This window comes from Chrysiogenia bacterium (genome assembly GCA_020434085.1).
Lineage (GTDB): Bacteria > JAGRBM01 > JAGRBM01 > JAGRBM01 > JAGRBM01 > JAGRBM01.
This window is the reverse complement of sequence record JAGRBM010000374.1, coordinates 1-1704: the sequence shown is the minus strand read 5'-3', so window position 1 is coordinate 1704 and position 1704 is coordinate 1. Positions and strand designations below refer to the sequence as shown.

The 1704-nt window shown below is 60.1% G+C and carries 3 protein-coding genes; 1 reads left to right on the top strand and 2 read right to left on the bottom strand.

From position 1 onward, the window contains the following. Positions 1-205 (bottom strand): DNA-binding response regulator (locus tag KDH09_13005; GenBank protein ID MCB0220612.1); only part of this gene is annotated, 205 nt, incomplete at its 3' end. 574 nt (positions 206-779) lie between these two features. Here KDH09_13005 and KDH09_13000 point away from each other — a divergent pair. After that, positions 780-1526: a hypothetical protein gene (locus KDH09_13000; protein MCB0220611.1), complete on the top strand. Its 747-nt coding sequence runs from the start codon at positions 780-782 to the stop codon at positions 1524-1526. Positions 1527-1565: 39 nt separating this feature from the next. Here KDH09_13000 and KDH09_12995 read toward each other — a convergent pair. Further along, positions 1566-1704: ComF family protein (locus KDH09_12995; GenBank protein ID MCB0220610.1), on the bottom strand; the 139-nt coding region annotated here is incomplete at its 5' end.

Here is a 1704-nt window from a genome sequence, read left to right as displayed (position 1 = left end):
GAAGGCGCCGCACGAGTTCGGCCCCCGAGAGCTGGGGCAGGATGAGATTGGTCAGCAGCAGCCGGTATCCCCCGGCGCTGAGCTGCTTCAAAGCGCTCGCCCCGTCGCGCACGTAATCGACCGCAAGGCCGATGGCCTCGAGCTCTTTCCCGATCCGCTGCGCCAGCCGCTGGTTGGGCTCGGCAATGAGTGCTTTGTTCTGCATGGCCATGGCTCGCAGGGGAGTCTAGACCGATGGTGGGGGCGGGGTTAAGGGGGCAAAATGACGCCGGAGATTCCGCACAGGAAGGCCCCGAACCCGGCGCCAAAAAATCGACCCAACTACCCGATCAGTAGGGAACTTTGGTGACAACGCTCACGCAAGCAGGCGCCGGGGCTTTCGTAGGGTGGGTGTGTTTCAGCTATCTGGAGGCCCGCAATGCGAACAGTTCGCGCTATTGCACTTACCGCTTTAATTATCGTGTCCGCAACCGCTAGTGATGCGGGGCCTGCCGCTGCGGCCAATCTGGCGGTAGCGCCATATGTAGGTGGAGCCGAGGCCGGAGCAAAAGTGCTTGTGTTGTCGCTCTGTTACTCGATCGGATTGCCTGGTGCGGCGCTCACATGGCCCTTTCGCTCGACGGAAGAAGGATTCTGGACCGAACAGTGGAGTGTTGTGAAGTTTTGCGGCGTTGAGGCATTCAAAGAGCCTGAACCCGCGGCACCCAAAGTTGAATGGGAGTGCCCCGCATTAGAAGACTCCAATACGGGAAGGGCGTCAGATACGTCGGGGAGTGAGGATGTTTGTGCCGACTAAACACGGGGGTATCTTGTTGTGGCTGCTCATAGTCCTCTTGGGTGGTTGCTCCATTGCCCGGCACACGCTCACGCCACGAGCAGACCCCCGCATCATCGACGCACCAATGGTCGAATCGGCAGCAGTAGAAATCCGCAGGCTGCGCTTCATGAAAGGGATAAATGCACTCGTGGTGGAAAACTACGAGGGGCGCTCGAAGGCTGCAAAGGCTGAAGAACTTCAGAAAGAATATCTGCTGAACTTACTCCAGAAGACGAGTCGATGTGCCGTCTTGAATTCTGGCATGGCCGCACGTGTGATGCCTGATGAGAGTCTCAACCAAGGGCGAGCGGATATCCTGCTACGCCTTGAGCTGACAATCTCTGCGGACGAGTCATGGATTGCGTATGGGCAGAAGTTTCTGGGGTTTATTACTCTGGCATTTGTCCCGGTGAAGTGGCGGGAGACATATGATCTCCAGCTCGCTATGTTATCAACCAAAGGCGATCTGCTCGGCGATGTGAGTGCCACAGCGAGTTACACGAAAATGATCGGCTGGTTTGCGTTCCCAGTCGGTCACTACGAGACAGGCGCCGAGCGCATCAGAGGCGATACCTTCTACTACATGACCCTCGACGCGCTCGCGCGACTTACGGAGACGGGCGCTTGGGATCGGCTGGCGCCACCGGCTGATGCGACGTCCGAGCCGCTTCCCCCCTCAGTGCGCGAGGCGCCCGGCTCCCCCCGGTAGGCGGGGGGAGCGCTGATCAGTGCGCGCGTTGCGCGTCGCTTACCCCTTCACCGCTCTGGCCACACACAGCACGTCCACCCGCGCCGCCTTCCCCTCGCGCAGCAGGACCTTCGTGCACTCATTCACCGTGGCGCCGGTGGTGTAGACATCGTCGACGAGCAGGACGTGCTGGTCCCGG

Excerpts from the sequence above, each read along its gene's own strand:
- KDH09_13000 (MCB0220611.1), top strand. The coding sequence starts at position 780 with ATGTTTGTGCCGACTAAACACGGGGGTATCTTGTTGTGGCTGCTCATA.